This is a genomic window from Actinokineospora guangxiensis (assembly GCF_042657845.1).
GTDB lineage: Bacteria > Actinomycetota > Actinomycetes > Mycobacteriales > Pseudonocardiaceae > Actinokineospora > Actinokineospora guangxiensis.
Genome location: NZ_JBHSKF010000002.1, coordinates 648,257 through 671,829 on the forward strand (window position 1 = coordinate 648,257; position 23,573 = coordinate 671,829).

2 protein-coding genes are annotated in these 23,573 nt (G+C 75.8%); both read left to right on the forward strand.

Going from position 1 to position 23,573, the window contains the following annotated elements; translation table 11 throughout:
• The first annotated feature begins 60 nt into the window (after nt 1–60).
• Complete coding sequence (locus ACFPM7_RS06415; RefSeq protein ID WP_378244831.1) at nt 61–8,280, forward strand: amino acid adenylation domain-containing protein; 8,220 nt, start codon at nt 61–63, stop codon at nt 8,278–8,280.
• The gene (locus tag ACFPM7_RS06420) at nt 8,277–23,573 is read left to right on the forward strand and encodes an amino acid adenylation domain-containing protein (RefSeq protein ID WP_378244833.1); all 15,297 of its coding nucleotides are present in this window, start codon (nt 8,277–8,279) and stop codon (nt 23,571–23,573) included. The genes ACFPM7_RS06415 and ACFPM7_RS06420 overlap by 4 nt, the downstream gene beginning before the upstream one ends.

Here is a 23,573-nt window from a genome sequence, read left to right on the forward strand (position 1 = left end):
GCTGGTCGCGGCGTTGTTTGACTCACGGCGTTCGCCGCGTCCACCGAATCCGATCGGGGAATGAGCATGCCCGAACCCGCCCGCGTGTGGCTGCCGTTGACCGCCGCCCAGACAGGCATGTGGCTCGCCCAGCAGGTCGAGCGGGCGAACCCGGTGTACAGCATCGCCGAGCGGGTCGACATCACCGGTGCGCTCGACCCCGTCCTGTTCGAGCGGGCCGTGCGCGCGGTCGTCGCCGACGCCGAGGCGCTGCGGCTGCGCTTCGACGAGGTCGACGGCGATCCGCGGCAGGCGGTCGAGCCGGTTCCCGACCACGTGCTGACCATTGTGGACCTGAGCGCCCGGCCGGACCCGGAGGCCGCCGCGGACGAGTGGGTCCGCTCCGGCGCGCGCGAGCCGGTCGACCTGCTGTCCTGGCCGCTGTTCACCTTCGCCCTGCTCAAGCGGGGACCGCTGGCGCACACCTGGTTCCTGCGGGTGCACCACGCCATCCTGGACGGCTACAGCGGATCGCTCATCACCCGCCGGGTGGCCGAGGTGTACACCGCCCTGAGCACCGGGGAGCCGGTTCCGGACAGCGGCTTCGGGACGCTCGCCGAACTCGTCGGCTACGACGCCGACTACCGCGCGGGCGAGGACGCCGCGAACGACCGCGCCTACTGGACCGCGCGGTTCGCCGACCTGCCGGAGCCGGTGACCCTGGCGGGCGGACCGCCCGCCGTGCCCGCCGCACACGAACGAGTGGCAGGCCGGGTGTCGGCGGACCAGGCGGGCGCACTGCGCGGGCTGGCCCGGGACGCCGGAGCCGCGTGGCCGGTGGTCGTGTTCGCCTGCGTGGCGGCCTACCTGCACCGGGTCAGCGGGGCGCGCGAGGTGGTGCTCGGACTGGCGGTCGCGGCCCGCCAGAGCGACATCGCGCGCCGCACCCCCGGCATGGTGTCCAACGCGATCCCGCTGCGCCTGGCGCTGTCGCCGTCGATGACCGTGGCCGAGCTGGTGCGCGCGACGGCCCGGGAGGTGCGCGCCGCGCTGCGGCACCAGCGCTACCGCTACGAGGACCTGCACCGCGACCTCGGCCTGGTCGGCGACCGCCGCCGCGTGTGGGGCCCGGAGCTGAACCTGGTGCTCTACGACTACGACCTGTCGTTCACCGACGCGACGGCGACCGTGCGCAGCGTGTCGATCGGCCCCGAGGAGGACCTGTCGCTGGTGGTGGACGGGCGCGGCGACGGGCTGGCCGTCGACTTCCACGCCAACGCCGCGCTCTACGGCCCGGACGCCGTCGCCGACCACCGCGACCGGATGCTGCGCTACCTCGCCGACTTGGCCGCCGCGGGCCTCGACGGCCGGATCGGGGCGATCGAGGTGCTCACCGAGGCCGAACGCGCCGTGCTCCCGCGCCACCCGGAGACCGGGGTCCCGGTGCGGGTGCTCACCGCGGCGGGCGCGCCCGCGCTGCCCGGCCGCGTCGGTGACGTCCACGCGCTTGACGGCGACGGAGTCCTCAGCGCCACCGGGGAACTCGGCGCGTGGTCGGTCGACGGCCTGGTGCGGCTGTGCGAGCCGGAGGCCGAGCCCGCCGAGGTGACCCCGAACCGCGGCCCGCACGAGCGTACCGAGCGGGTGCGCGTCCTGGAGGGCCTGTTCGCCGAGGTCCTGGGCGTCAACGAGGTCGGGCCCCGGGAGAGCTTCTTCGACGCGGGCGGCCACTCGCTCTCGGCGATCCGGCTGCTCAGCCGGGTCCGGTCCGTCTTCGGCGTCGAGCTGGGCATCCGCCAGGTGTTCGAGGCGCCTACCCCGGTCGCGATCGCCGCGCTGCTCGACGGCGCCGCGGGCGCGCGGCGGGCGCTGACCCGGCGGGAGCGGCCCGACCGCGTCCCGCTGTCCTTTGCCCAGCAGCGCCTGCTCATCGTCAACCAGGTGGAGGGCGGCGGCGCGGTCTACAACCACGGCCTGTCCCTGCGCCTCAGCGGCGCGCTCGACCGCACGGCGCTGGCGGCGGCGCTGCAGGACGTCGTCGACCGGCACGAGGTGCTGCGGACGGTGTTCCCCGAGGACGGGGGTGTGGCCTGGCAGCGCGTCGTCGCGGGCGCGCGGGTGCCGCTGCCGGTGGTCGAGGTGTCCGCGGCCGACCTCGGCGGCGCGGTGGAATCCCGCGCGGGCCAGGGCTTCGACCTCGCCACCGAGCAACCGGTCCGGGCGGCGCTGTTCGCCGTGACGCCCGAGGAGCACGTGCTGCTGGTGGTGGTCCACCACATCGCCAGCGACGGCTGGTCCCTGGTCCCGCTGGCGCGCGACCTCTCCGCGGCCTACACCGCGCGCCGCGCGGACCAGGCGCCGACCTGGCCGCCCCTGCCCGTCCAGTACGCCGACTACGCCCTGTGGCAGCGCGAACTCCTCGGGTCCGAGGACGACGAGCACAGCCTCGCCCACCGCCAGCTCCAGCACTGGCGCTCGGCGCTGGCGGGCCTGCCCGACGAGCTGGCGCTGCCCGTGGACCGGCCCCGGCCCGCCAGGGCGAGCCACCGCGGCGCGCGGGTGCGCTTCACCATCGATGCGGACCTGCACGCCCGACTGGCCGCGGTCGCGCGCGCCGGGCAGGCGAGCCTGTTCATGCTCGTGCAGGCCGCGGTGGCGGTGCTGCTGTCCAAGCACGGCGCGGGCGAGGACATCCCCCTGGGCAGCCCGGTGGCCGGCCGCACCGACGACGCCCTGGACGAGGTCGTCGGCTTCTTCGTCAACACCCTGGTGCTGCGCACCGACACCTCCGGCAATCCCTCCTTCGCCGACCTGCTGCACCGGGTGCGCGAGGTGGACCTGGCCGCGCAGGCCAACCAGGACGTCCCCTTCGAGCGGCTGGTCGAGGTGCTGAACCCGGCGCGCTCGCTGGGCCGCAACCCGCTGTTCCAGGTCATGGTCGCCCTCCAGGATGTCGTGGACGGCACCCTGGACGTGCCCGGCCTCGCGGTCCGCCCGCACGAGGTGGAGGTGGGCGCGGCCAAGTTCGACCTGGAGTTCATGCTGGACGAGCTGCCCGGTTCCGGGGGCGTCACCGGGATCGTGGAGTACGCCACCGACCTGTTCGACCACGCCACCGCCGAGGCGCTGACCGCGCGGCTGCTGGCGCTGCTGGCCCAGGTCGCCGCCGCGCCCGAGACGACCCTGGCCGAGCTGGACGCGCTGACCCCCGCCGACCGGGAGCGGCTGGACCGGTGGGGCGCCGCCGCGGGCTCGGACGGGGAGACCGTCGTCGTCCTGGGCGCCGACGGCGCGCTCCTGCCGCCCGGCTGCGTCGGTGAGCCGCACGCGCTGCTGCCGGGCGCGCCGCCCCGCGCGCTCGGCGGTCGGGCCAGGTGGACCTGGACCGGTGAACTCGTCGCGGTGGACACCGCCCCCCACACCCCCGCCGAGGACAGCCTGGAGGCGGCCGGCCGGTCGTCCCGTGTGGACGTCCTGTGCGGACTGTTCGCCGAGGTGCTCGGTGTCGATTCGGTCGGGCCGGGGGAGAACTTCTTCGAGGTCGGCGGCCACTCGCTGTCGGCGATCCGGCTGCTGAGCCGCGTCCGCACGGTGTTCGCCGCCGAACTGGGCATCCGCGACCTGTTCGAGCGGCCGACGCCCGTCGGCGTCGCCGCCCTGCTCGACGGGGCGGCCGGGGCACGGCCCCGGCCGAGCGCGCGCCCGCGCCCCGAGCGCCCACCGCTGTCCTCCGCCCAGCGCAGGCTGTGGTTCGTCAACCAGCTGGAAGCGGGCGCGGCCTACAACCACGGTCTCGCGCTGCGCCTGCGCGGCCCGCTGGACCGGGCCGCCCTGGCCGCGGCCGTCACCGACCTGGTCGGCAGGCACGAGGTGCTGCGCACGGTCTTCCCCGAGGTCGACGGCACGCCCTGGCAGCGGGTCACGCCCAGCGCCGAAGCCCTGGTGCCGCTGCCGGTGGTGGCGGTGACCGAGGACGACCTCGCCGCGGCCGTGGAACAGCGGGCCCGCCGCGGGTTCGACCTCGCCGCCGAGCTGCCGGTGCGCGCGGCGCTGTTCGCCGTCTCCGAGGACGACCACGTGCTGCTGATCGTCGTCCACCACGTCGCCAGTGACGGGTGGTCGCTGGGGCCGATGGCCCGCGACCTGTCCGCCGGCTACGCCGCGCGCCGCGGGGGAGCCGCGCCGGACTGGCCGGAACTGCCCCTGCACTACGCGGACTACGCGCTGTGGCAGCAGGACCTGCTGGGCTCCGAGGACGACCCGGACAGCATCGCCGCCCGCCAGATCGGGTACTGGCGCTCGGCGCTGGCCGACCTGCCGGAGGAACTGGCCCTGCCCGTCGACCGGCCCCGGCCCGCGCGGGTGAGCCACCGCGGCGGCCGGGTCGGGTTCGGCGTCGACGCGGCCACGCACGCCGGGCTGGCCGAGGTGGCCCGGGCGGGCCGGGCGAGCCTGTTCATGGTGGTGCAGGCCGCCGTCGCGGCGCTGCTGACCAGGCTCGGCGCGGGGGAGGACATCCCGCTCGGCAGCCCGGTCGCAGGCCGCACCGACGACGCGCTCGACGACCTCGTCGGGTTCTTCGTCAACACCGTCGTGCTGCGCACCGACACCGCGGGCGACCCGGCGTTCACCGAGCTGCTGCGCCGGGTCCGCGAGGTCAACCTGGCCGCCCAGGCCAACCAGGACGTCCCGTTCGAGCGGCTGGTCGACGTCCTGAGCCCCGAGCGGTCGCTGGCCCGCCACCCGCTGTTCCAGGTGGTGGTGAGCGTGGAGAACGGCCCGGACGCCGTGGTGAGCCTGCCGGGGCTGAGCGCCGCGCCGTACGGGATCGAGACCGGGATCGCCAAGTTCGACCTGGAGTTCCTGCTGCAGGAGCGCCCCGGCGGCGGCGTTGACGGAGTCCTGAACTACAGCACCGACCTGTTCGACCACTCCACCGCCGAGGCCATCGCGCGCCGGCTCGCCCTCGTGCTGGCCCAGGTCGCCGAGCGGCCGGACACCGCGGTCGGCGACCTCGACCTGCTCGACCCGGCCGAGGCGCGGGCCCTGCTGGCCGCCGGCGGCGGCGCGGCGGCGCAGCTGCCCCCGCAGACGTTCCCCGAACTGGTCCTCGACCAGGTGCGCGCCACCCCGGAGGCGCCCGCGGTGCTCGCCGAGAACGAGGTCGTCGCCTATGCCGACCTGGACGCGCGCGCCAACCGCTTGGCCCGCTGGCTGCGCCGCGGCGGCGTCGGGGTCGAGGACGTGGTCGCGCTCGTGCTGCCCCGGTCGGTGGAGTCCGTTGTCGCCGCCCTCGCCGTGATGAAGGCGGGCGCCGCCTACCTGCCCATCGACCCCCACCAGCCCGCCGGGCGCATCGCCGCCCTGCTGGCCGACGCCGCCCCGGTCCGCGTGCTCACCCTCGCCGAGTGCCGGGCGGGGCTGCCCGAAGGCGCCGTCACCCTGGATGACGCCGCCGTGGTCGCCGAGGTCGCCGCCGAAGCGGGCACGCCGCCCGCCACCGGGCTCGGCCCGGACAACCTGGCCTACGTCATCTTCACCTCGGGCTCGACCGGCGTGCCCAAGGGCGTCGCGGTCTCCCACCGCGGTCTCGCCGCCTTCGCCGCGTCGCAGGTCGAGCGCTTCGACGTGCGCGCCGACAGCCGCGTCCTCCAGTTCTCCTCACCCAGCTTCGACGCCTCCGTGCTCGAACTGTGCATGGCGCTGCCCTCCGGCGCGGCGATCGTGGTCCCGCCGCGCGGCCCGCTGGCGGGCGAGGTGCTGGCCGACGTGCTCGCCGGGCGCGGCGTGACCCACGCGCTGGTCCCGCCCGCCGCACTGGCCAGCGTCCCGCCGGTGCAGCTGCCGCGGTTCCGGTCGCTGGTCGTCGGCGGCGAGGCGTGCTCGGTGGAACTGGTGCGGCGCTGGTCGGCGGGACGCAGGATGGTCAACGCCTACGGGCCTACCGAGTCCACAGTGGTCGCGACCACCAGCGGCCCGCTGTCGCCGGGACCGCAGGCGCCGTCGATCGGCACGCCCATCCGCGGCACCCGCGTCTACGTGCTCGACCACCGGCTGCGCCTGGCCCCGCCCGGGGTGACCGGCGAGCTGTACATCGCCGGGATCGGCGTCGCGCGCGGCTACCTCGGCCGCTCGGCGCTCACCGCGCACCGCTTCGTCGCCGACCCGTTCGGCCCGGCGGGCTCGCGCATGTACCGCTCCGGCGACCTCGTGCGGTGGACCGCCTCCGGTGAGCTGCGCTACGAGGGCCGGGCCGACCAGCAGGTCAAGCTGCGCGGCTTCCGCATCGAGCTGGGCGAGGTGGAGGCCGTCGTCGGCGGCCTGCCCGGGGTGGCCGCCGTCGCCGCGGTGATCCGCGAGGACGCGCCCGGCGCGAAGCGGCTCGTCGGCTACGTCGTTGGTTCCGGCGTCGGCTCCGGCGGACTCGACCTGGGCGACGTCCGCGAGCGCGCGGCCCGGGTCCTGCCGGACTACATGGTCCCGTCGGCCTTCGTCGAACTCCCCGAGCTGCCGCTGACCACCAGCGGCAAGCTCGACCACACCGCGCTGCCCGCCCCCGTCTTCGCCGCCGCCGACGGCACCGCGCCGCGCGACTCGCGCGAGGCGGTGCTGGCCGGGCTGGTCGCCGAGGTGCTCGGCCTGCCCTCGGTCGGCGTGCACGACGGGTTCTTCGCCCTCGGCGGCGACAGCATCGTCTCCATCCAGCTGGTGAGCAAGGCGCGCAAGGCCGGGCTGCTGTTCACCGCGCGGGACGTGTTCCAGCACAAGACGGTCGCCGCGCTCGCGGCTGTCGCCACCGAGGCCGGGGTCGCGCGGATGGAGGCCGACGGCGCGGGCATCGGCGAGCTGGCGCCCACCCCGGTCATGCACTGGCTGCGGGAGCTGGGCGGCCCGCTCGGCCGCTTCTCCCAGGCCGCCCTGGTGACCACGCCCGCCACCCTCTCGGCCGGATCGCTCGCCGAGGTGCTGCGCGCGGTGCTCGACCGCCACGACATGCTCCGCGCGCGGCTGGTGGACGGCCAGGACTGGCGGCTGGTCGTGGCCCCGCCCGGCACGGTCGCTGTCGAGGACCTGGTCAGCCGGGTCGACGCCGCGGGCCTCGATCAGTCCGAAGTGGACGAACTGGTCGCCGCGCACGCGCGGCGGGTCTGGGGCGAACTGGACCCGACCGAGGGTGCGGTCCTGCGCGCGGTCTGGTTCGACCGCGGACCCGAGCGCGGTCTGCTGCTGCTGGCCGTGCACCACCTCGTGGTCGACGGCGTGTCCTGGCGGGTGCTGCTGCCCGACCTCGCCGCGGCGGGGGAGGGGCGCGAGCTCGACCCGGTCGGCACGTCGTTTCGCACCTGGGCGGGTCTGCTCGCCGAGGAAGCCGCCCGCCCGGCGCGCACCGCAGAGCTGACGCACTGGCGCGACGTGCTGCGGCCACCCGATCCACCGCTGGGGGCGCGCCCGCTCGACCCGGCCGTCGACGTGGTCGCCACCGCCGCGACCCTGACGGTGACGCTGCCCGAGGACACCACGACCGCCCTGCTGACCACCGCGCCAGGATCGCTGCGCGCGGGCATCAACGACCTGCTGCTCACCGCCCTCGCCGTCGCCGTCGTCGACTGGCGGGGACGGCACGGTCGCGGACACTCGGGCGAGGTCCTGATCGACCTGGAGGGCCACGGCCGCGCCGAGGTGTTCGAGGGCGTGGACCTGACCCGCACCGTCGGCTGGTTCACCGCCGTGCACCCCGTGCGGCTCACCCCGCGGGTGCACGACTGGCGCGCGTTCTGGGCGGGCGGGGACCCGGTCGGCCACGCGCTCAAGCGGGTCAAGGAGCAGCTGCGCGCCGCGCCGGACGACGGACTGGGCTACGGCCTGCTCCGCTACCTCAACCCGGTGACCGCGCCCGAGCTGCGCGCCCGGCCGCAGATCGCCATGAACTACCTCGGCAGGCTGGAGCTGGTCGACCCCGGCCGCGGCGGCCCGGACGCGGCGGACTGGGCGCTCGCGCCCGGCGCGGCGGCGGTCTCCGACAGCACCGACCCGGCCGCCCCGCTGGCGCACGCGATCACGCTGAACGCCGCGGTGCGCGCCGACGGCAGGCTGACCGCCGACTGGACCTACGCCGCCGGTCTGCTGACCGAGCCCGAGATCGACGCCCTCGCCCGGACCTGGTTCCGCGCCCTGGACGCCCTGCTCGACCACGCGAGCACGCCGGACGCGGGCGGCTACAGCCCGTCGGACCTGGCGCTGCTCTCCCTATCGCAAGACGAGATCGACCTGGTGGAAGTCGAGTGGAGGACTACGCGATGACAAGGCCCGGCTCCGAGGACATCCTGCCGCTCTCGCCGCTGCAGCAGGGCCTGCTGTTCCACGCGGTCTACGACGAGCGCGAACTCGACGTCTACACCGTCCAGCTCGCCATCGATCTGCACGGGCCGCTGGACGTCCCCGCCCTGCGCGCCGCCGCCGACGCGCTGCTGCGCAGGCACGCCAACCTGCGCGTCGGCTTCATCCACGAGAAGGTCGCCACCCCGGTGCAGGTCGTCGCCCGCGACGTGGTCCTGCCGTGGGTCGAGATCGACCTCGCCGCCCTGCCGGAGTCCGACCGGGCCGCCGAGCTGGCCAGGGTGCAGGCCGACGAGCAGAGCCGCAGGTTCGACCTGTCCCGCCCGCCGCTGCTGCGCTTCGCGCTGGTGCGCCTGGACGCCGGACACCACCGCCTGGTGCTCACCAACCAGCACATCCTGCTCGACGGCTGGTCCACCCCGGTGCTCATCAGCGAGCTGTTCGAGCTGTACGGCACCCGAGGCGACACCTCCGGCATGCCCCCGGCCGTCCCCTACCGCGCCTACCTCGCCTGGCTGAACCGCCAGGACCGGCCCGCCGCCGAGGCCGCCTGGCGGCACGCGCTGTCGGGTGTGGAGGGACCGACGCTGCTGGCCGAGACCGCGCCCGTCGGCGACGGGCTGCGGCCCCGGCAGGTCGTCGAGGAGGTCGACGCGAGCGTCACGACGGCGCTGGGCGCCCTCGCCCGCGAGCACGGGCTGACCGTCAACACCCTCGTGCAGACCGCGTGGGCGATTCTGCTCGGCAGGCTCACCGGCCGCGCCGACGTCGTCTTCGGCACCATCGTCTCGGGCAGGCCGCCGGAGATCCCGGGCATCGACCGCATGGTCGGCCTGCTGATCAACACCCTGCCGGTGCGGGTGCGGCTCGACCCGGCCGCGTCCCTGCTGGACACCCTCGCCCGCGTCCAGGCCGAGCAGGCGGACCTGCTGCCGCACCAGTACCTCGGCCTGACCGACATCCAGCGCGTCGTCGGCGCGGACGCCCTGTTCGACACCGCCGTGGTGTTCGAGAACTACCCGGTGGACGCGGCGGGGCTGGCCGAGCTGCCCGGCGGGCTTCGCCTCGGCGACGTCGAGTCCCGCGACGGCGGCCACTACCCGTTCAACCTCAACGCCCACCTGCACGACGGCAGGCTCCGGCTGCTGCTGAACTACCGCTCCGACGTGCTCGACGCCGACACGGTCACCAGGATGGGCGCCCGGCTGCTCGCCATCCTCTCCGCCATGGTCACCACTCCTGGTCTGCCGCTCGGCGCGCTGGAGGTCGTCCTGCCCGACGAGCGGCGGCGGCTGGTCGCCGAGGGCCCCGCCGCGCCGCGCGCGGCGACCGTCACCGACCTCTTCGCCGCCCGCGTGGCCGCCGCCCCGGACAGCACCGCCGTGCTGTTCGAGGGCGTGAGCCTGACCTACCGCGAACTCGACGCGCGCGCCGAGCGCCTGGCCCGCCACCTCGTCGGGCTGGGGACCGGCCCGGAGCGCCTGGTGGCCCTGGCCGTGCCCCGCTCGCCCGAGCAGGTGGTGGCCATGCTCGCCGTCCTCAAGGCGGGCGCGGCCTACGTGCCGGTGGACACCGCCTACCCGGCCGAGCGCGTGCGCCACATCCTGGCGGACGCCGCCCCCGCGCTGCTGCTCACCACCGCCGAGGCCGCCGCCGCCCTCCCCGCCCACGACACGCCGCAGGTGCTCCTGGACGACCCGGCCACCCGCGCCGCCCTCGACTCCACCGCCGACGCTGCTCAGCTCCCGGTGCACGCGGTGCCGGACGCGCCCGCGTACGTCATCTACACCTCCGGCTCGACCGGCAAGCCCAAGGGCGTTGTCGTCACCCACCGCGGCGTCGCCGCCCTGTCCGCCGCCCAGATCCGCCACCTGGGCCTGAGCGGGCAGAGCCGGGTGCTGCAGTTCGCCTCGCCGAGCTTCGACGCGGCGTTCTGGGAGACGATCATGGCGCTGCTGGCGGGCGGCGCGCTGGTCCTCGGCCCGCCCGCGCGGCTCGCGCCCGGTCCCGAGCTGGTCGCCCTGCTGGCCGAGCACGGCGTCACGCACGCCACCCTCACCCCGTCCGCGCTGGCCGTGCTGCCCGACGACGGCCTGCCCGCGGGCATGACCCTCGTCGTGGCGGGCGAGGCGTGCCCGCCGGAGCTGGTGGCCCGGTTCGCACCCGGCCGCCGGATGATCAACGCCTACGGCCCCACCGAGACCACCGTCTGCGCGACCGTCAGCGCCCCGCTGACCTCGGGCGTGCCGACGATCGGGCGGGCCATCGACGGCACGGCGGCGTACGTGCTCGACGGCGCGCTCGGCCTCGCCCCGCCCGGCGTCGCCGGTGAGCTGTACGTCGCCGGGACGGGCGTGGCGCGGGGATACCTGCGCAGGCCGGGGCTCAGCGCCGAGCGCTTCCTCGCCGACCCGCACGGCCCGGCCGGGTCGCGCATGTACCGCACCGGCGACCTGGTGCGCTGGACGCCCGCGGGCGAGCTGGAGTTCCTCGGCCGCGCCGACGACCAGGTCAAGCTGCGCGGGTTCCGCGTCGAGCTGGGCGAGGTCGAGTCCGCGCTCGCCGCCGACCCCGCGGTGGCGCGGGCGGTGGCGGTGGTGCGCGAGGACCGGCCCGGCGACCAGCGGCTCACCGGCTACGTCGTCGCGGTGGCGGGCCACCGGGTCGACCCCGCGGCGCTGCGCGAGGCGCTCGCCGCGCGGCTGCCCGAGCACGCGGTGCCCGCCGACGTCGTGGTGCTCGAGGACTTCCCGCGCACCCCGAACGGCAAGCTCGACCGCGCCGCGCTGCCCGAGCCGGGCCGCGAGACCGCGGTCGGGTCGCGCCCGCCGCGCGGCCCGCAGGAGGAGATCCTGTGCGGGCTCTTCGCCGAGGTGCTCGGCCTGCCCTCGGTCGGCGTGGACGAGGACTTCTTCGCCCTGGGCGGGCATTCGCTGCTCGCCACCCGGCTGCTGAGCCGCATCCGCGCGACCTTCTCCGTCGAGCTGTCGGTGCGCAGGCTGTTCGAGGCGCCGACGGTGGCCGGGCTGGCCGCCGAGGTCGTCGCCGGGGCGGCCACCCGCGAACCGGTGCGCCCGCAGCCGCGCCCGGAGCTCATCCCGCTGTCCTTCGCGCAGCGGCGGGTGTGGTTCCTCAACCGGTTCGACGGCGCGTCCGGCGCCTACACCATCCCGGTCGCCGTGCGGCTCACCGGCGAGGTGGACGAGACCGCGCTCAAGGCCGCGCTGGACGACGTCGTGGCGCGCCACGAGAGCCTGCGCACGGTGTTCCCCGAGGTGGGCGACGTCCCCTGCCAGCGGGTGATCCCGGCGGCGGAGTTCACCCTCGACTGGTCGACCTCCACCGTCGCCGAGGCCGACCTCGGCGCGGCGCTGGCCGAGTCGGCGGGCCGGGGGTTCGACCTGACCGCCGAGGCGCCCGTGCGCGCCGAGCTGCTGACCGTCGGCGACGACCGCGTCCTGCTGGTGCTGCTGCACCACATCGCGGGCGACGGGTGGTCCTCCTCGGTCCTGGGCAAGGACCTGTCGCAGGCCTACCGCGCCCGCCGCGCGGGCCGGGCGCCCGCGTGGTCGCCGTTGCCCGTGCAGTACGCCGATTTCGCGCTGTGGCAGCGGCGGGTGCTTGGTTCCGGTGACGGGGGTGCGCTGGGCGAGCAGGTGGCGTACTGGCAGGAGAAGCTGGCCGGGTTGCCGCAGGAGCTGGCGCTGCCGGTGGACCGACACCGCCCCGCGGTGATGAGCGGCCGGGGCGCGGAGGTGCCGGTGCGGGTCTCCGCCGAGCTGCACCAGCGGCTCGCGGCCGTGGCGCGGGCCTGCCGGTCCAGCCTGTTCATGGTCGTGCAGGCCGGTCTCAGCGCGCTGCTGACCCGGCTGGGCGCGGGCACCGACATCCCGATCGGCTCGCCGGTCGCGGGTCGGTCCGACGAGGCGCTGGACGAGTTGGTGGGGTTCTTCGTCAACACGTTGGTGCTGCGGGTGGACACCTCCGGCGACCCGAGTTTCCGGGAGTTGGTCGGCCGGGTCCGCGAGGTCGACCTGGCGGCTTACGCGCGTCAGGATGTGCCGTTCGAGCGGTTGGTCGAGGCGCTGAACCCGGTCCGTTCGTTGGCCCGGCACCCGCTGTTCCAGGTGTCGCTGGTCTTCGACAACAACCCCGACAGCGCACTGGACCTGCCGGGCGTGACCGCGACGGACGAGCCGGTCGAGGTCTCCGCCGCCAAGTACGACCTCGCGCTGCACCTGGCGGAGGAGCACGCCGAGGACGGCGCGCCCGCGGGCCTGTCCGGATTCGTCCAGTACAGCTGTGACCTCTTCGACGCCCCCACCGCCGCCGCGCTCGTGCGGCGCTTCCTCGCGCTGCTGGAGACCGTCGCCGCCGACCCGGACATCCTGATCGGCCAGGTGGAGGTGGTGTCCCTCGGGGAGCGCCGCGCGCTGCTGCACGACTGGGCGGGCCCGTCGCGGCCGGTGGCCGCGGAGTCGGTCCCCGCCCTGGTCGAGGCCCAGGCCGCCCGCACCCCGCTGGCGGTCGCCCTCACCGACGGCCGCCGCACCCTCACCTACGCCGAGGTGAACGCCCTCGCCAACCGGCGTGCCCGCGCACTGCTGGCCCGCGGCGTGCGCGTCGGCGACACGGTCGCGCTGATGGCAGCGCAGACGGTCGACACGGTCGTGTCGATGCTCGCGGTGCTGAAGGCGGGCGCGGCCTACGTGCCGGTGGACACCGCCTATCCGGCCGAGCGCGTCGCCCACGTCCTGGGCGACAGCGCCTGCTCGCTCGTGCTCCCCGACGCCGCGCTGGTGGAGGCCAGCCTGCCCGAGGGCGACCTGACCGACGCGGAGCGCGGACGCCCGATCAGCGGGGCCGACGCCGCGTACGTCATCTACACCTCCGGATCGACCGGACTGCCCAAGGGTGTCGTGGTCGAGCACCGCTCGGTCGTGGACTACCTGGCCTGGACCGCCGCCGAGTACCCGGCCGCCGCCGGGTCGGTGCTGGTGGCCTCGTCGCTGTCGTTCGACCTGACCGTCACCGCGCTGTTCACCCCGCTCGTCTCGGGCGGCCGGGTGGTGCTCTCGCCGCTGGCGGAGTCCGCCGCCGGGCTGGTCGGGTCCGGTGTGGACTTCCTCAAGGGCACCCCCAGCCACCTCGCCCTGCTGGAGGAGCTGCCCGCGGCGCTCTCCCCGACCCGGGAGCTGCTGCTCGGCGGGGAAGCCCTCAACGGCGAGATGCTGCGCGCCTGGCGCGCCGCACACCCGGACGTGCGGGTGCGCAACGTGTACGGCCCCACCGAGGCCACGGTCAACTGCGCCGAGTTCGTCATCGAGGCCGGCGACGAGGTCGAGTCCGGCCCGGTGCCGTTCGGCAGGCCCCAGGCCAACGCCCGGCTCTACGTGCTCGACGCCGGTCTGCGGCTGGTGCCGCCGGGCGTGGTGGGCGAGCTGTACATCGCCGGTGACGGCCTCGCCCGCGGCTACCTGAACCAGCCCGCGCTGACCGCGCAGCGCTTCGTGGCCGACCCCTACGGTCCGGTCGGGCAGCGCATGTACCGCTCGGGGGACCTCGCCCGCTGGACGGCGGACGGCGCGCTCGTCTACGCCGGTCGCGCTGACGACCAGGTCAAGCTGCGCGGGTTCCGCATCGAGCTGGGCGAGGTCGAGGCCGCGCTGCGCGCGCACCCCGAGGTTCGCCAGGCGGGTGCCGCGCTGCGCGGTGACCGGCTCGTCGGCTACGCGGTGGCGGGCGAGCACGTCCACCCGGACGAGCTGCGCGCGCACGTCGCCCGCACGCTTCCGGACTACATGGTCCCCTCCGACGTCGTCCTCCTGGCCGAACTCCCGGTGACCCCCAACGGCAAGCTCGACCGCGCGGCACTGCCCGCCCCCCGGCCCCGCGCCCAGGGGACGGCGCGGGCGCCGCGCGGCCCGCAGGAGGAGATCCTGTGCGGGCTCTTCGCCGAGGTGCTCGGCCTGCCCTCGGTCGGCGTGGACGAGGACTTCTTCGCCCTGGGCGGGCACTCCCTGCTGGCCACCCGCCTGGTGAACCGCGTGCGCGGCGCCTTCGCGGCCGAGCTGGCCGTGCGCGACCTGTTCGAGCACCCGACCGTGGCAGGCCTGCTCCCGCTCGTGGCCGGCGCCGCGGGCGGCACGGCGCGGCCGCCACTGGTGGCCGGGCCGCGGCCGGAGGTGCTTCCGCTGTCCTTCGCGCAGCGGCGGGTGTGGTTCCTCAACCGGTTCGACGGCGCGTCCGGCGCCTACAACATCCCGGTCGCGCTGCGGCTCACCGGCGGCGTCGACGTCGCCGCGGTGCACGCCGCCCTGGTCGACGTCGTCGGCAGGCACGAGAGCCTGCGCACGGTCTTCCCCGAGGTCGACGGCACGCCGAGCCAGCACGTGGTTCCGGCCGCCGAGGTGCGGCTGGACTGGACCGAGTCGCGGGTCGAGCCCGGCGCGCTGGCGGCCACCCTGGCCGAGGCCGCGGGCCGGGGCTTCGACGTCGCCGTCGACCTGCCGGTGCGCGCGTCGCTGTTCGCGCTCGCCCCGGACGAGCACGTGCTGCTGGTGGTCATGCACCACATCGCGGGCGACGGGTGGTCATCGGCGCTGCTGGGCCGGGACCTGTCCACCGCCTACGCCGCGCGCAGCCGCGGCCGGGCGCCCGCGTGGTCGCCGTTGCCGGTGCAGTACGCGGATTTCGCGCTGTGGCAGCGGCGGGTGCTCGGTTCCGGTGATGGGGGTGCGCTGGGCGAGCAGGTGGCGTACTGGCAGGAGAAGCTGGCCGGGTTGCCGCAGGAGCTGGCGCTGCCGGTGGACCGGCAGCGCCCGGCCGAGATGAGCCGCCGCGGCGACGAGGTGTGGCTGGAGCTGCCCGCCGAGCTGCACCAGCGGCTGACCGAGGTCGCCAGGGACTGCCAGGCCAGCCCGTTCATGGTGCTGCAGGCCGCGCTCTGCGCGCTGCTGACCCGGCTGGGCGCGGGCACCGACATCCCGATCGGCTCGCCGGTCGCGGGCCGCACGGACGAGGCCCTCGACGACCTGGTCGGGTTCTTCGTCAACACGTTGGTGCTGCGGGTGGACACCTCCGGCGACCCGAGTTTCCGGGAGCTGGTCGGCCGGGTCCGGGAAGTGGACCTCGCCGCCTACGCGCGTCAGGATGTGCCGTTCGAGCGGTTGGTCGAGGCGCTGAACCCGGTCCGGTCGTTGGCCCGGCACCCGCTGTTCCAGGTGTCGCTGGTCTTCGACAACAACGCCGACGCCGCGCTGGACTTCGGCGGCGTGGACGTCGAGCCCCTCGACGTCGGCCTCGGCGCGGCCAAGTACGACCTGTCGGTCAACGTCACCGAGCGCTTCGCCGACGACGGCTCCGCGGCGGGCATCCGCGGACTCGTGCAGTACAGCACCGACCTGTTCGACCGCGCCACGGTCGAGGGCCTGGTGGAGCGGCTGGCCCTGACCCTGGCCGGGATGGCCGAGGACCCCGACGCCGCCATCTCCTCGGTGGACCTGCTGACGCCGCTGGAGCACTGCGCGCTGCTCGGTGACTGGGCAGGCCCGGAATGGGCCGTCCCGACCACCACCGTGCCGCGGCTGATCGAGGCCGCCACCCGCCGCCACCCGACGGCCACGGCCGTTGTCGACGCGGACGCCGAACTGTCCTACGCGGACTTCAACGCCCGCGCCAACCAGGTCGCCCGGCTGCTCATCGCGCACGGCGTGCGCGCGGGCGACACCGTGGCGCTGATGCTGCCGCGCTCCGTCGAGGCCGTGGTGGCGATCTTCGCCGTCCTCAAGGCGGGCGCGGCCTACGTGCCGGTTGACCCCGAGTACCCGGCCGAGCGGGTGGCCCACATGGTCGCCGACAGCGGAGCCGCCCTGGTGCTCGCCTCCCGCGGCGCGACCCCGCCGGGATGCGCGCCCGTGCTGATGCTCGACGGCCAGGACCTCGGCCGCTACGCCACCACCGACGTGACCGACGCCGAGCGCGGTCGGGCGACCGACCCCGCCGACGCCGCCTACGTCATCTACACCTCCGGCTCGACCGGCAGGCCCAAGGGCGTCGTGGTCGAGCACCGGTCCGTGGTGGACTACCTGGTGTGGACCTCGGCGGAGTACCGCGCCGCGGCCGGATCGGTGCTCGTGCACTCCTCGCTGTCCTTCGACCTCACCGTCACCGCCCTGTTCACCCCCCTCGTCGTGGGCGGCCGGGTCGTGCTCTCGGCGCTGGAGGACACCCCCGCGGCGCGGCGACTGGTGGAGTCCGGTGTGGACTTCATCAAGGCCACGCCCAGCCACCTGCCGCTGCTGGCGCAGCTGCCGGAGGACTTCTCCCCGACCCGGGAGCTGCTGCTCGGCGGCGAGGCGCTGACCAGCGAGGCGCTGTCGGCCTGGTGCGCCCGCCACCCCGACGTCCGGGTGCGCAACGTGTACGGCCCCACCGAGGCCACGGTCAACTGCGCCGAGTTCGTCATCGAGCCCGGCGACGAGGTCGAGTCCGGCCCGGTGCCGTTCGGCAGGCCCCAGGCCAACGCCCGGCTCTACGTGCTCGACTCCGCGCTCGGCCTGCGCCCGCCGGGCGTGGTCGGTGAGCTGTACATCGCAGGCGACGGCCTCGCCCGCGGCTACCTGAACCAGCCCGCGCTGACCGCGCAGCGCTTCGTGGCCGACCCCTACGGCCCGGCCGGGGCGCGCATGTACCGAACCGGCGACCTCGCGCGGTGGACGCGCGACGGCAGGCTCGTCTACGCCGGCCGCGTGGACGAGCAGGTCAAGGTGCGCGGGTTCCGCATCGAGCTGGGCGAGATCGAGTCCGCGCTGCTGACCCACCCCGCCGTGCGGCAGGCGGGCGTCCGGGTGCACGGCTCCCGGGTCATCGGCTACGCGGTCACCGACGGCACACCGGCGGACCTGCTGGCCCACCTCGCCGAACTGCTGCCCGACTACATGGTCCCGGCCGACATCGTGCTGCTCGACAGCCTGCCCCTGACCCCCAACGGCAAGCTCGACCGGGCCGCCCTCCCCGAGCCGGTGCGCGTCGCCACCCCGGCGGCGCGCGCGCCGATCGGCGCGGCCGAGGAGCGCCTGTGCGCGCTGTTCGCCGAGGTGCTGGGCGTCGAGGTCGGCCCCGACGACGACTTCTTCGCCCTGGGCGGGGACAGCATCGTCTCCATCCAGCTGGTGAGCAGGGCGCGCTCCGCGGGCCTGGTGTTCACCCCGGGCGAGGTGTTCCGGCACAAGACCCCGGCCGCCCTGGCCGCCGCCGCGGGGGAGTACCTGGAAGAGTCCGACGGCCGTTCCGACGCCGGTATCGGCGAGGTGCCGGTGACCCCGATCGTGCACTGGGCGCGTGAGCGCGGCGGCCCGATCCGGCGCTACTGCCAGCAGCTGGTGCTGCGCACCCCCGCGGGCGCCGACGAATCGTCGCTGGCCGCGGTGCTGCAAGCCGTCCTCGACCACCACGACGCGCTGCGCATGAAGCTGGTGCGCAGGGTCGGCAACCACGTGTGGAGCCTGGAGGTGCCCGAGCGGGGCGCCGTCCCGGCGACCGATGTCTTGACCGCGGTGGACGCCACCGCTGCCGACGACCTGCCCGCCCTGGTGCACGCTGAGGCCGTCGCGGCGCAGAACCGGCTGGCCCCGGAGTCCGGGCGGATGGTCGCCGCGGTCTGGTTCGACCGCGGGCCCGCCGAGCCCGGCAGCCTGCTGCTCGTCATCCACCACCTGGTGGTCGACGGCATCTCCTGGCGCGTGCTGCTGCCCGACCTCGACCAGGCGTGGCAGGCCGTCGCCGCCGGGCGCGTGCCGCGCCTGGCCCCGGTGGGCACGACGTTCCGCGAGTGGGCCGAGCAGCTGTCCGCCGCGGCCACGGCCCCCGACCGGCTGGACGAGCTGTCCGGCTGGATGGACCTGCTGTCCGCGCCCGACCCGCTGCTGGCGGGCACGCCGGTCGACCCGGCCACCGCCAAGGCGGGCACCCTGCGCTCGGTCACCGTGTCGCTACCCGCCGAGCACGCGGAACCCCTCGCGGGCGCGGTGCCCGCCGCGCTGCACGCGGGCGTCGACGACGTCCTGCTGACCGCGCTGGCCCTCGCCGTCGCCGAGATGCGCGCGGGCAAGGGCGTCACCGCCCCCGGGGTCCTGGTGGAGCTGGAGGGCCACGGCCGCGAGGACATCGGCACCGGCGCGGACCTCTCGCGCACGGTGGGCTGGTTCACCACCCGCTACCCCGTCCGCCTCGACCCGGGGCCCGTCGGGGCCGACGGGGACCTCGGCGACGTCGGCGCGGCGCTCAAGCGGGTCAAGGAACAGCTGCGCGCGATCCCGGGCAAGGGGATCGGCTACGGGATGCTGCGCCACCTCAACCCGCAGACCGCGGCGGTGCTGGCGGGCCTGCCCGCCCCGCAGATCGGGTTCAACTACCTCGGCCGCTTCGCCGTCTCGACCGAGTCCGACGCCGCCGACTGGGGCATCCTCAACGTCGAGCTGCCCGCCGACCGCGACCCCAAGACGCCCGTGCGCCAGGCGCTCTCGGTCACCGCGTCCACACAGGATGGACCAGACGGCGCGGTGCTGGTCGCGACCTGGTCGTGGCCGGACGGCCTCTTCGCCGACGGCGAGGTCGACGCGCTGGCCGAGTCGTGGCTGGCGGCGCTGCGCGAGATCGTCGCGCACGCGGGCCGCGGCGGCTCCGACGGGCGCAGCGGCTCGGACTTCGCGCTGGCGGGCCTGCCGCAGGACGACATCGACCACCTCACCGCCGCCTACCCGGCGCTGGCCGACATCCTGCCGCTCGGACCGCTTCAGCAGGGGCTGCTGTTCCACGCCGCCCACGGCGGCACCGATGTCTACAACGTCCAGATGGCGCTGGACTTCGAGGGCGAGCTGGACGCCGACGCCCTGCGCCGCGCGGTCGAGGCGGTGGTGGACCGGCACGAGAACCTGCGCGCGGGCTTCGCCTTCGACCGGGTCAGCACCGCCGTCCAGGTGGTCATGGGCGAGGTCGGAGTGCCGTGGTCGGAACTCGACGTGTCCGCCGCCCAGGACCCGGTCGCCGAGGCCGAGGCGGTCATGGAGCGCGACCGGCTCGCGCCGTTCGACCTGGCCGCCCCGCCGCTGCTGCGGGCGATCCTGGTCCGCCTCGCGCCGGAGCGGCACCGGCTCGTGCTGACCAACCACCACATCCTGCTCGACGGCTGGTCCCGCCCGCTGCTGGTCTCGGAGCTGCTGGACCTCTACGGCGGCGCGGACGACCTCGCCCCGGTCGTGCCGTACCGGGACTACCTGGAGTGGGTGGGCGCCCGCGACCGCGGTGCTGCGGAGGCGGCCTGGCGGGCCGCGCTCGCCGGGGTCGGGGGACCGACGCTGATCGCGCCCGGCGCGAGCGGCGACCCCACCCTGCCCGAGACCGTCGACGTGGAGGTCCCCGAGGACCTCGTCACCGCGCTGCACGCCTTCGCCCGAGGCCGCAGCCTCACGGTCAACACCGTCGTGCAGGGCGTGTGGGCGGTGCTGCTCGGCTGGCTCACCGGCCGCGCCGACGTCACCTTCGGCGCGACCGTCTCCGGCAGGCCCGCCGACCTGCCCGGGGTGGCCGGGATGATCGGCCTGCTGATCAACACCGTGCCCGTGCGGCTGGCGCTGGACCCGGCCGAGCCGGTGGGCGACGCACTGGCCCGGCTCCAGCAGGACCAGGCCGACCTGATCGCCCACCAGCACCTGGGCCTGGCCGAGGTGCAGCGGCTGGCCGGAGTCGGCGAGCTGTTCGACACCCTGCTGCTGTTCGAGAACTACCCCGTGGACTCCGACACCCTCGACGTCCCCGGTGGCCCCGACGGCACCGATGGCACTGGCGGCAGGGGCAGGGGGGTCCGGGTGGTCAACGCCGACAGCCGCGACGCAACCCACTACCCGCTGACCCTGCTCGCCGCGGCCAACGCCCGGCGGATGCGGCTGACCCTCAGCCACCGCCCGGACGTCCTCACCACCGCTCAAGCGCGGACCATCGGCGCGCGGCTGCTCGACCTGCTGGCCGCCGTGGCCCGCGACCCCGGCAGGCCGGTGGCCGCGCTCACGCCGCTGACCGGGCCCGAGCGGACGCGGGTGCTCGACACCTGGAACCGCACCCACCGCGCGCTCGCCCCGGCGACCCTGGTGGAGCTGTTCGAGGCGCAGGTCCGGGCGACCCCGACCGCGCCCGCGGTCACCTCGGACGGGGTCGAGCTGACCTACGCCGAGTTGAACGGGCGGGCCAACCGCCTGGCCCACCTGCTGATCAGCCGCGGCGCCGAGCCCGAGCGCCACGTCGCGCTCTGCCTGCCGCGCGGCGCCGACCTGGTCGTGGCCATCCTCGCCACGCTCAAGTCCGGCGCGGCCTACCTGCCGGTGGACCCCGGCTACCCGGCCGAGCGCGTGGCGTTCGTCCTGGCCGACGCGGACGCGGTCACCGTGGTCGCCGACGCCTCGACCGCGCACCTCGCGGCGGGCCACGACGTGCTGCTCCTCGACCCCGCCGCGACCGCCGAGCGGCCCGCCACCGACCCCGGCCCGGTCGGCCTGCGGCCCGAGCACCCGGCGTACCTGATCTACACCTCCGGCTCCACCGGCAGGCCCAAGGGCGTGCTGGTGCCGCACGACGCGGCGGCCAACCTGGCCCGCTGGGCCGTGGCCGAGCTGGGCGAGCGGCCCGCGCGGGTGCTGGCCTCGACCTCGGCCGGGTTCGACGTCTCGGTGTTCGAGATGTTCGCCCCGCTGATCAGCGGCGGGCACATCGACGTCGTGGCCGACCTGCGGGTTCTGGTGGACGACCCGGGCGCGTGGTCGGGACGGCTGCTCAGCGCGGTCCCCTCGGCGCTGGGCTCGGTGCTCGCCGAGGGGCCCGTGCTGTCCGCGCCCGCGGTCTGGCTGTGCGGCGAGGCCGTGCCTGCCGACCTGCTGGAGCAGGTCCGCGCCCGGGTCCCCGGGGCCGGGGTGGCCAACATCTACGGCCCGACCGAGGCCACCGTGTACGCCACCGCGTGGCACGACGACGGCCGCCGCGCGGGCGCGCCGCCGATCGGCAAGCCCATCTGGAACACCCGCGCCTACGTGCTCGACGGCGCGCTGCGTCCGGTCGCGCCGGGCACCCCCGGCGAGCTGTACCTGGCGGGCAGGCAGCTCGCCCGCGGCTACCTCGACCGGCCCGGCCTCACCGCCGAGCGGTTCCCCGCCTGCCCGTACGGCGCGCCGGGGGAGCGGATGTACCGCACCGGCGACCTCGTGCGCTGGTCGGCCGACGGCGAGCTGGAGCACCTGGGCCGCGTCGATGACCAGATCAAGGTGCGCGGGCACCGGATCGAGCCCGGTGAGCTGGAGGCCGTGCTGCGCACCCATCCCGGGGTGCGGGACGCGGTCGCGGTCCTGCGCGAGGACCGCCCCGGCTCGCGCCTGCTCGTGGCGTACCTGGCCGGGAGCGGTATCGATGAGGCCGGGGTGCGGGCACTGGTGGCCGAGCGGCTGCCCGCGTGGTTCGCCCCCGCCGCGATCGTGGTGCTGCCCGCCCTGCCCAGCACGCCGAACGGCAAGCTCGACCGCAACGCCCTGCCCGCCCCCGACTTCGCCGCCGACGGCTCCGGGCGCGCTCCGGCGACCGAGGCCGAGCGGGTGGTCGCGGGCCTGTTCCAGGACGTGCTCGGCGTCGAGGGGGTCGGCGCGGACGACAGCTTCTTCGACCTGGGCGGCGACAGCATCGTCGCCATCCAGCTGGTCGGCCGGGCGCGCAAGGCGGGCCTGGTCCTCACCACCCGCCAGGTGTTCGAGTGCCGCACCGTCGCGGCTGTGGCCGAGGCGGCCGACCCGGTGGTGCCCGAGCCCGCCGCGCCGCGCACCGGGACCGCCCCCGCGACGCCGATCATGCGCTGGTTGGCGGGCCTCGGCGGGCCGGCCGACGGTTTCCACCAGTCGATGCTGCTGCGGGCGCCGAAAGGCCTGACGGCGGGCGGTCTCGCCGAGGTCCTGCAAGGCCTGCTCGACCGCCACGACGCGCTGCGGCTGCGCCTGCTGCCGGGCGCGGTCGTGGAGATCCCGCCCGCCGGAGCGGTGCGCGCGGAGGACCTCGTGCGCCGCGTGGACATCTCCGGGACCTCGGGCGAGGCGCGGGAGCGGATCATCGAGCGCGAGGTGGACGCCGCGCGCGACCTGCTCGCCCCCGGCTCGGGGATCGTGGTGCGGGCCGTGCTGTTCGACGACGGCGACGGTGACAGCCACGGTGACAGCCATGGTGGCAGCGACGATGGCAGTGCCGTCGCGCTGCTCGTGCACCACCTGGCGGTGGACGCGGTGTCGTGGCGGGTCCTGCTCGCCGACCTCGCCGCGCCCCCGTCCGAGCCCCAGCCGGACTGCCTGCCCTACCTGGCGTGGGCACTGCGCCAGGACGCGCTCGCGACCGCCCCGGACACCCTCGCCGAACTGCCCCACTGGCAGGCCGTGCTGGAGCGCACCGACCCGCTTCTCGGCCGCGCGGCCGAGGTGACCGCCGCGGGCGTCGAGCGGACCGTGGTCGAGCTGACGGCCGAGCGCACCGCCGCGGTGGAGGCCGCCGCCGCGGCCTACCGGGCAAGCGTGGAGGACGTGCTGCTGGCCGGGCTCGCCATCGCGCTGGCCCCCGGGCGGCCGGGCGGGCTGACCGTGGACCGCGAGACCCACGGCCGGACCGACGCCGACACCGCCGACACCGTCGGCTGGTTCACCGCCCTGCACCCCGTGCGGGTCGCCGTGGCCGACCCGGCGGCCGTGCTCGGCGGTGTGGCGGGCGCCGCGGATGCCGCCATCAAGGCCGTGAAGGAGCAGGTGCGCGCGGTGCCCGGCGGCGGGGCGGGCTACGGCCTGCTGCGCTACGCCAACCCCGAGACCGCGCCGGTCCTGGCCGCCCTGCCCGGACCCGACATCGGCTTCACCTACCTCGGCCGCACCCAGACCGGCGCGCGGGGCGGCGACTGGGCGCCGCTCACCGGCCTGCGCGGCGGCGCCGACGCCGCGCTGGGCCCGGCGCACCCGCTGGAGATCGGCGCGGCGATCGAGGACGGCCCGTGCCTGGTGCTCAAGTGCACCTGGGCGCGCACCGCGCTGTCCCGGTCCGATGTGGACGAATTGGTGCTGGCGTGGCTGGGCGCCCTCGACGCGCTCTGCGGCGCCGAGGGCGGCGGTGGGGCCACCCCGTCGGACATGCCGCTGGTGGCGCTGTCGCAGGACGAGATCGACGAACTCGAACAGGACCTCAGGTCGTGA

Coding starts and splice junctions, on each gene's coding strand:
- ACFPM7_RS06420 (WP_378244833.1), top strand. CDS start 8,277: ATGACAAGGCCCGGCTCCGAGGACATCCTGCCGCTCTCGCCGCTGCAG.
- ACFPM7_RS06415 (WP_378244831.1), top strand. CDS start 61: ATGAGCATGCCCGAACCCGCCCGCGTGTGGCTGCCGTTGACCGCCGCC.